The sequence below is a fragment of the Chryseobacterium sp. CH21 genome (assembly GCF_004119445.1).
GTDB lineage: Bacteria > Bacteroidota > Bacteroidia > Flavobacteriales > Weeksellaceae > Chryseobacterium.
The window spans coordinates 1-8,963 of the sequence record NZ_QICI01000066.1; the positions used below are offsets into that span (position 1 = coordinate 1).

The 8,963-nt window shown below is 34.3% G+C and carries 6 protein-coding genes and 1 pseudogene; 5 read left to right on the plus strand and 2 right to left on the minus strand.

Translation table 11 applies throughout. From position 1 onward, the window contains the following. Positions 1-382: 382 nt before the first annotated feature. Positions 383-928 (minus strand): hypothetical protein, encoded by a 546-nt coding sequence (locus BOQ62_RS14000; protein WP_129040426.1) that lies wholly within the window; start codon positions 926-928, stop codon positions 383-385. Positions 929-1,695: 767 nt separating this feature from the next. On the opposite strand from BOQ62_RS14000, the gene BOQ62_RS14005 reads away from it, so the two are divergent. Next, entirely contained in the window at positions 1,696-2,280 is a 585-nt protein-coding gene (locus tag BOQ62_RS14005; RefSeq protein ID WP_129040427.1) for a Crp/Fnr family transcriptional regulator, read from the plus strand. Positions 2,281-2,366: 86 nt separating this feature from the next. Then, a complete protein-coding gene (locus BOQ62_RS14010) occupies positions 2,367-3,434 on the plus strand; it encodes an SDR family oxidoreductase (RefSeq protein ID WP_129040429.1) in 1,068 nt (355 codons plus the stop codon). A 245-nt stretch (positions 3,435-3,679) separates the two neighbouring features. Here the strand turns inward: BOQ62_RS14010 and BOQ62_RS14015 are convergent, their stop codons facing one another. Next, a complete protein-coding gene (locus BOQ62_RS14015; protein ID WP_129040431.1) occupies positions 3,680-3,892 on the minus strand; it encodes a helix-turn-helix domain-containing protein in 213 nt (70 codons plus the stop codon). A gap of 201 nt (positions 3,893-4,093) precedes the next feature. On the opposite strand from BOQ62_RS14015, the gene BOQ62_RS14020 reads away from it, so the two are divergent. From BOQ62_RS14020 to BOQ62_RS14030, 3 genes and pseudogenes are all read left to right on the plus strand, one after another. Beyond that, positions 4,094-5,542, plus strand: coding sequence for a S41 family peptidase (locus BOQ62_RS14020; RefSeq protein ID WP_129040433.1), 1,449 nt, complete (start codon positions 4,094-4,096; stop codon positions 5,540-5,542). A gap of 228 nt (positions 5,543-5,770) precedes the next feature. Beyond that, positions 5,771-6,793 carry a ligase-associated DNA damage response exonuclease gene (locus BOQ62_RS14025; protein WP_129040435.1) on the plus strand — a complete coding sequence of 341 codons (1,023 nt, stop codon included), beginning with the start codon at positions 5,771-5,773 and terminating at the stop codon, positions 6,791-6,793. Then, a pseudogene (locus tag BOQ62_RS14030) lies at positions 6,790-8,369 on the plus strand (ATP-dependent DNA ligase). Before BOQ62_RS14025 ends, BOQ62_RS14030 begins: the two are co-directional and overlap by 4 nt. Positions 8,370-8,963 lie beyond the last annotated feature (594 nt).

Here is an 8,963-nt window from a genome sequence, read left to right on the forward strand (position 1 = left end):
TAAGATAAAAGTGTTTCATCTGAAATTTCCCGTAAAACTTCCAAAATTCTTCCGTAATTTGCAATTAAGTTGTTCATTGTAAATGTTTTGTAGCAAAAACAATTTACTGGTTTTCAATCGAATGAACAACTTATTTTTTTGCATTCATAATGCACAACGGGTATATGAAATATTGTTTTTGCTGGAATTTTAATTTCAGAGAAACAGAAACTGGATTCCGGATCTGAAACCGGTTCTTGTAAGAATTTTTTGTGTTTGTATTTAATTGCACTGGACAAAACAGTCTTATTGATCATGTCTCATATGTTTCTGCTTGTCACGGCTGTAAATAATAAATGCACAACAGGTGTATTTAAAATAAAATTCTTTTAATTAACCGCCGTTAAAACTTATAAGAAACCCCTCCCTGAACAAAACCTTTCATTCCTAAGTTTGTTTCAAGAAAGACCCCAAAATCTCCACCATATCTAAACCCGATAGGTAAAACATTGAACCCAAAAATCGTATCTGTGCTTTTGGTTTCCTTTTGATCTTTCAGATTATATTTATGACTGTTAAATGTTACTCCGGCTGCTACTCCGGAATACATTCTGAATTTTTCTCTATTAAACCAAAAATAATCAACTTTAGGAAGTACAGAAAATATATTTTTTTGAGGAACTGATTCTATTTTAGTAAAAAATTCGTTTGTTACATCCACACCATAACGCCATTTATTATTATTGCTATAAACAGCTACTCCTATCACTGCCACCCCCATACTTGTAGGTGTTTTTTCATTTGGTAAAATAAGACCATTCACAATAGATGTACCGATGTCATTTGCAACACCATATAATGATGGCACACCATAGCTTGCTGAAATTTCTATTTTCTGAGCGCTTAAAAAACCTCCCCCTGCTACGAGCAGTAATAATAATTTTTTCATTTTTTTATTTATTTAATGATTATAATATTATAAAAAAGTTACTGACATTTTAAATTGCCAGTAATCTACTTATTAATTGTTATTGTAAAATTACATAGTTACAGCAGAAATATATTGGATATAATTTCTCTTTTCCGGTATAATTTTGTGTATACATCTTTAATAAAAGCTCAGTTATTAAAATTTCATAGATTTTTCCTTCAACTATCCAAACTCAATCTCACAATTTAATATGGAGATTGAGTAGTATGGATAGAGATTTCCCAGATCATGTTCTGAATAAAATACTTCAGTAGGATTATAAAAGATTCACCAGAACATATACCAAGGATTATAAAAAAAATTATATGTACCAATTATAACATAGAAACAATTGATTGATTATGAATAACAAATTTTCTTTCGTTATAATTATTTGATAAAGTAAGCAAAAAGAAATACAATACAAAGAACTATAATCATTAAAAATCATTATCACCACTGTGAAATTTCAGGAAAATTTGTTATTAAATAACACTCAAAAGATGATTATCAATACATTTATTTAAAAAAAAGTATTAATGAAATAAACATTTAATTAATTATAATGATTGAACAATTTAAATCTGCATATATTTCTTTTTAAACATAAAAAAAAATTACTTGTCGTTGGATCCCTTACTTTTAGTCTATCGCTGGCTCAAAGCAATAAAGCTCTAAAAAGAGATTTTGAAAAATAAGATCCCTCTTGCTGCAGAAAGTAGTATTTTTGATAAAATGTTTATTTAATGTTTGAAGTACTGCTTTCCCATATCGAAAATAAAGTTGATATTACTGAGGAACAGAAGAATCATGTTCAGTCTTTCTTTACTCTTAAAAAACTTCGCAAAAAACAATATCTGCTTCAGGAAGGAGATATCTGCAAATCACTGTCGTTTGTAAGCAAAGGTTTGCTGAAATCTTATTGTATGGATGAAAAAGGAAATGAACACATCAATATGTTTGCCTTTGAAGGCTGGTGGATTTCTGACTTTAACAGCTTTATCAATCAGGAAAAGTCCGTACTGAATATTGATGCTGTTGAAGAAACTGAAGTATTAATGATTACTTTGGAAAACTATGAAAAAATGATGCTGGAAATCCCTGTGATGGATCGTTATTTCAGAATTTTATACCAAAACAGCCTCGTAACGAAAGATTACAGACTTATTGTATCCAATAGTTACACAGCCGAAGAAAAATACCTTCAGTTGGCACAAAAGAGCCCAGAAATGGTTAGAAGAGTACCACACAACCTTATTGCTTCTTATCTTGGTCTTGCTCCTGAAACAGTAAGCAGAATCCGTAAAAAGAATTTCCTGAATAACACTTGATCCAGATCAACTCAAATGCATGATCCAGATCAAGCGTAAAAGCCTGCCGCCCGCCATATTTTTGTACAAGAAATTTTACAATACTTATGGAAAATATTGCATTGGTAGTAGGTGCTACCGGAATTACAGGGAGTAACCTTGCAGAAGAGCTGATTGCACAAGGCTATACAACATACGGATTATCCAGAAATCCAAATACCAATATCCCGGGGCTTCGTCCCATTAAAGCAGATCTGATGAATGAGCAGAGTCTGGCTGAAACGTTAGAAGGGATCTCTCCTACTCATATTTACTTTACCACATGGATGCGCAATGACACAGAGGAAGAAAATATCCTTGTCAACAGTCTGTTGGTAAGAAACCTGTTAAACGTTTTATCTCCTAAAAAATCTGTTCAGCATGTGGCTTTGGTTACAGGATTAAAACATTATTTAGGCCCATTTGAAGCTTATGCTAAACAAGGCATTTTACCTGAAACTCCTGTTCGAGAAGAGCATCCAAGACTTCCGCTTCCGAACTTTTATTATGCACAGGAAGATGAAGTGTACAAAGCTTCAGAAAGAGACGGTTTTACATGGAGCATTCACAGACCTCATACTGTGATTGGATATACAATAGGAAATCTCATGAACATTGCAACAACATTGGCCGTATATGCCAGCATCTGCAAGGAAACCGGAAGAAAATTCATTTGGCCAGGCTCAGAAGCCCAATGGAATGGAGTTTCGGATGTAACAGATGCCAGAATATTAGCCCAACAATTGGTGTGGGCATCTACTACAAAATCAGCAGAAAATCAGGCGTTCAATATTGCGAATGGAGATGTTTTCCGATGGAAATGGCTGTGGAGAAGACTTGCCGATTGGTTCGGTGTAGAAGCAGATGGTTTCAGTGGGACAATAAGACCTCTGGAAAAAGAACTGGAAAACGACCACGAAACCTGGACAGCCATTGCCGAAAAATATAATCTGAAAGAAAGCAATCTTGACCGTCTATCATCAGCATGGCACACTGATCTGGATCTTGGAAGACCTCTGGAAGTGATGTGTGATATGTCTAAAAGCAGAAAGCTTGGTTTTACAGCGTACACAAGTACAGAAGACTCTTTTATAAATGTCTTTGAAAGACTGAGAGCAGAAAATATAATTCCTTAATAACATTTAGGAAAACGCAAAGAGGCAGGAAAATTACAAATGATTGATAGATTCTCGCAGATTTTGTGATTAATCAACAGGCAATCAAATAATGTTTTGAAATATTCAGGATTAAATTTTATCGAAGATAAAATCTTTGCGCTTTAGAACAGTCACATTGTAAAACCTTTCTTGCGTCTTTGCGTTTTTCCAACAAAAGCAGATAATGCTTATGATATAATTTGTGTTTTTTTAATGGTTAACAGTTATACCTCTGTAGTCGTCACTCCAAATTTCTTTTTGAAGGAAGAATAAAAGTGCGATAAATTCTCAAAACCCAGATCAAGATAAATATCGGAAAGCTTTTTATCTCTGCTTTTAATTAAATAATACTTTTCTTTTAATCTTTTCTCTTTCAGCCATTGTTTGGGTACCATTTGAAATGTCTTACCGCCTGTAATTAAAATTGTTTTACTCATTGTATTCTTTTTTTAATGATGGTACAAAGTTCAAAGATTCTAAGAAGGTCAATATTGGTTCAACGTTCATTTTTATATTGCTAAAAAGTTCAAAAAATCATTGAAATAAATGATTTCTACGAATAAATATCATTTTAAGTCATAAAAAAATAGATTTATCGTTAGATTTGTAACCTTTGCAATACAACTAATAACTAACATATGCTTAAAATTAAAACACTCCTTTTAATTTTTATCACCTCTTCTTCTTTTGGCTTTGCTCAAAACTGTACTTGTGAAAGTAATTATCAGTGGGTGAAAAAAACGTTTGAGGAAAATGATGCCGGATATCAGTATATCATTGATAAAAAGGGAATTTCAGCTTATCAGGCGCATAATGATGATTTTCTAAAAAAAATTAAAAATGCGAAATCTGACACAGAATGCTACCAGACCATTTATGATTGGCTCAAATTCTTTAGATCCGGTCATTTTTCAATCTCAAAAATTGAAAATAAAACCCAGGAAGCTCCGACAATAGTCAATGAAAATACCAAAACAGAATTAGTAAAAATAGATATTGAAAAGTTCAAAAAAGAAGCTTTATCTAAAAGAGACTCAGATATAGAAGGAATCTGGGCAGTTGAACCATATACCATAGGAATTAAAAAAATTGGAGAGGTCTACAAAGGATTTATCATCCAATCCGGAGCCGAAAATTGGAAGCCTAATGAATTAAAATTGACTTTCAACGCAGATAAGACCAAAGGAACATACTATTTAAGAAACAAATCCGGACAGGAAATAAGCAATATAAGATTAGTAGGAAAAAACTATCTTGAAATCAATGATTTTACCCTAAAAAGAGTTTCTCCAAAATTTGAAAAAGAGGAAGGAATTGAAACACATTATCAAGCCATCACGGCTCAAAAACCATTCCTGAAAGAGCTCAACAAAACGACATTACTTTTGAGAATTCCTTCATTCAATGGTGCTTTGAAAAAAGATATAGACAGTGTCATTACAGCCAACAAATCTAAAATTGAAAGTACGGAAAACCTTATTATTGATATCAGATATAATGGAGGCGGTAGTGATGGCAGTTTTTCTAAAATTATTCCATACCTGTATACCAATCCTATCAGAAGTGTCAGAACCCAGTTTTATTCTACAAAACTGAATAATCAGAGAATGTTAGACCTTTATGAAAATTACCAGAAATATGGGATACCTTCCGAGGAAAGAGAATATCTAAAGAAAGCCTATGATAAACTCAGCCAAAACATAGGTAAATATGTAAGCCTGCAGGATGATGGAAATATAGTAGGAATCAATAAAATGGATAAAATCTCACCCTACCCAAAGAATGTAGGAATTATCATCAATAAAGGAAACGGAAGTACAGCAGAAGAGTTTTTACTGGCCGCTAAACAAAGTAAAAAAGTAAAGCTTTTCGGAACAACCACAGCAGGAGTTTTGGATATCTCCAATATGTATTTTGTAAATTCTCCATGTAACGAATTTAAATTCGGATACGCACTATCCAAAAGCTTCAGAATTCCTGATATGGCTATTGACGAAAAAGGCATTCAACCGGACTATTTCATTGATAAAACGATCCCAGATTATCAATGGATTGACTTTGTAAACGATGTGTTGAATGAAAAATAAATTATCCAGGCTGTTTCTATTTGAAACAGCTTTTTTATGCTTTTAGTCTTTTCTTTATCATTTTTTATCAATATAATTGCGCTTTAGCCCATTTATATAAAAAGAAATATCATCATCGGCTTTAGCCACAATCTATTATTAGATTTCATACCACAATAATCAAAAAATAAACTGTTTATTGTAAATTGGTTAAGTTTTTGAAGCTTATTTTCTAAACCAGTCACACCATTGAAATTAATCACATTTGCCCCAAAAGGAATTTATTGTCCACAGGGAAAATTCTACATAGATCCCTGGAGACCTGTAGATATGGCTGTTATCACCCATGGTCATGCCGATCATGCCCGTTGGGGAATGAAAAAATATCTTTGTCATCATTTTACCAAGCCTATTCTGCATCAGAGAATCGGACCAGATATCGAATGTCAAAGTGTAGAATATGGAGAAGTGATTACCATCAATGGAGTAAAACTATCCCTTCATCCGGCCGGACATATCATTGGTTCTGCCCAGATAAAACTCGAATATAAAGGATATGTAACCGTCATTTCAGGAGATTATAAAGTTCAGGATGATGGACTGAGCACTCCTTTTGAGCTGGTAAAATGCAATGAATTTGTCACAGAAAGTACTTTTGGTCTGCCTATTTACAACTGGCTTGAAGTTCCGGATCTGAATAACAAACTTCAGAACTGGGTTCTGAAAAATAAAGAAAACGATAAAACCTCTGTATTCATAGGTTATTCTTTAGGGAAAGCCCAACGCATTATGAAAGCAGTAGAAGAACTGGGGAAAATATACGTTCACTACTCCATCGGAAAACTGAATGAAGCTTTTGAAACAGTGGGAATTGATCTTCCTGAGTATACGATTGCAGATTTCAGAGAACGCCCAAAAGAAATGGAGCATGAAATTGTCATTGTACCACCCGCCTTACTCGACAGTAATATCATCAAGAAAATTCCAAACCCGGCCACAGCCATATGTTCCGGCTGGATGCAGGTACGCGGTGCCAGAAGATGGCGAAGCGCAGATGCTGGTTTTGCGATGAGTGATCACGCAGACTGGAAAGGATTATTGCAAACCGTAAAAGCAACAGAAGCAGAGCTGGTTCATGTTACTCACGGACAAACAGAAGTTTTTTCAAAATATCTGAATGAAACAGGAATTAAAGCAGATGTTGTAGAAACATTGTTTGGTGAGGATGAAGAAGAAACCGAAAAAGAAACCCCAGAAAATCCTGAATCATGAGACATTTTGCGGACCTTATTAACGCATTGGAAACCACCAATAAAACCAATGCTAAAATTGATGCCATCATGAATTATCTGGAACGTGCTCCTGATGAAGATAAAGTATGGTTTATCGCCTTATTTACAGGCAAAAGACCCAAGAGGAATGTCAATACCAATTACATGAAAGAATGGGCTCTGGAGATCACCAAACTTCCTTACTGGCTTTTTCAGGAATCTTATTCTTCCGTGGGAGACCTCGGAGAAACTTTATCATTAATTCTTCCCCCTCCACAGAAAAAAATAGAACGATCACTCACAGAATGGATGAATGATATTGTCAGTTTAAAAGGTAAAACAGACGCAGAAAAAAAAGAATTTGTCCTGCAGTCATGGAATGGACTGGATTATACCGAACGTTTGATTTTCAATAAATTAATTGGCGGAAGCTTCCGGATCGGAGTTTCTGATAAAACATTAATCAATGCACTGACCAAATTTTCAGGGCAGGAATCGAGCGCTTTGATGCATAGTTTAATGGGTAAATGGCTGCCGGATAAAGTATCATTCAAAGAACTTATTGATGCCGAAAATGTAAATCCTGACAATTCAAAACCCTATCCATTCTGCCTTGCCTATCCTTGGAAAAAGAAACTAAAGAATTGGGAAATCCTGATGAATGGCTGGTAGAATACAAATGGGACGGAATACGCGGACAGATCATCCGGAGAAACGATGAAGTTTTCATCTGGTCCAGAGGTGAAGAACTCGTGACAGAACAATTTCCGGAAATTACAGAAGCTGTAAAAGCCATGAAAGGCAACTTTGTACTGGATGGAGAAATACTTGCGGTAAACGATGGTAAAGTTTTAAATTTTAACGAATTACAAAAAAGATTAAACAGAAAAACTTTAACTAAAAAAATGCTCTCGGAAATCCCCATAGAAGTCTTCGTCTATGACTTATTGGAACTGGAAAATAACGACCTGAGAGAAAAACCAATCTCCGCGAGAAGAGTCTTACTTGAAGAATTATTATTGAATGAGAATCCCGAACGCATCAGTATTTCCAAAAGTCTTGATTTTGAAAAATGGGAAGAACTTGATTCGATTCGTGAAAACTCTCGGGACGTAAACAGCGAAGGATTGATGTTAAAGCAAAAAAACTCACCTTATCATTCAGGAAGAAAAAAAGGCGACTGGTGGAAGTGGAAAATCAATCCTTTCACCATTGATGCTGTCCTTATCTATGCCCAAAAAGGAAGCGGCAGACGAAGTGCCTATTACACGGATTATACTTTTGCTGTAAAAAACGGAGATACTTTAGTGACCATCGCCAAAGCCTATTCAGGACTCACGGATAAAGAAATCATGGAGGTAAGCAGGTTTGTGACCAAAAATGCCATTGAGAAATTCGGTCCTGTAAGAACGGTAAAAGCAGAACTTGTCTTTGAAATTGCTTTTGAAGGCATAGGTTTCAGTAATCGTCATAAAAGCGGTGTAGCCCTGCGATTTCCAAGAATTGTAAGATGGCGGAAAGACAAAACCGTAGACGAAATTGATGATTTGGAAGAAATTAAAAAATTAATACAGTAATTATTTTAACGCAATGAACGCAAATGTTTTTAAAATTATTTCCGATATTTTTGTTCGCAAAGGCACTCCGTTCAGCGATAAGAAGAGATTATGTTTCCTGAGTGAAACGCCCTTGCGATCGAAAAATAAAACACTATCATACAAAATCTTAGCGTCCTTGGCGTTGAAATTTAGTTAAAAAAAATTAACACAATAATATTAACGCGATGCCGCAAGGATTTTTAATTTATTAATAATATTCTTTGTTCACAAAGGCACTTCGTTCAGCGATAAAAAGATATTGTCTTTGCTGAGTGAAACGCCCTTGCGATCGAAAAATAAAACGCTATTATACAAAATCTTAGCGTCCTTAGCGTTGAAATTTAGTTAAAAAAAATTAACACAATAATATTAACGCGATGCCGCAAGGATTTTTAATTTATTAATAATATTCTTTGTTCGCAAAGATTTCTATGTTAATACACAAGAGAAATTTGAATTTTTTATTGACACAAATTCTTCTTTTTGTAAAAATGGCTGTTTTCTATTGATGACAGCCATTATTCTGTGTACTAATTTATTTCTTACCGCATTCAGGACACTCATTTTATTTTT